The following is a 305-nucleotide window of genomic DNA, read 5'->3' on the forward strand; positions in this document are numbered from 1 at the left end:
CTCGAATGGCTCGACTGCATGCGCCGCATGCATGCGCCCACGCCCGCCAGCGACGCCCGACCCTGAAGCGCGGCGCTCTCCACCTCAAGCCCAAGGACATCCGCCATGCACGGCCCCTACATCGGTTCCCGCGAGTTCTTCCCCGGCATCGGCCGCATCCCCTTCGAGGGGCGGCAGTCGGACAACCCGCTGGCGTTCAAGCACTACGACGCGGCGCGCTTGATCGGCGGCCGCAGCATGGCCGAGCATCTGCGCTTCGCGGTCTGCTACTGGCACTCCTTCTGCAATGCCGGGCACGACCCCTT

The 305-nt window shown here is 68.5% G+C and carries 1 protein-coding gene; it reads left to right on the top strand.

Going from position 1 to position 305, the window contains the following annotated elements:
- Positions 1–105 precede the first annotated feature (105 nt).
- A partial coding sequence (locus FLQ44_RS17730; protein WP_439144945.1) for a hypothetical protein occupies positions 106–305 on the top strand: 200 nt, incomplete at its 3' end.

Origin of the sequence: Vogesella mureinivorans (assembly GCF_007644035.1) — a bacterium.
Taxonomy (GTDB): domain Bacteria; phylum Pseudomonadota; class Gammaproteobacteria; order Burkholderiales; family Chromobacteriaceae; genus Vogesella; species Vogesella mureinivorans.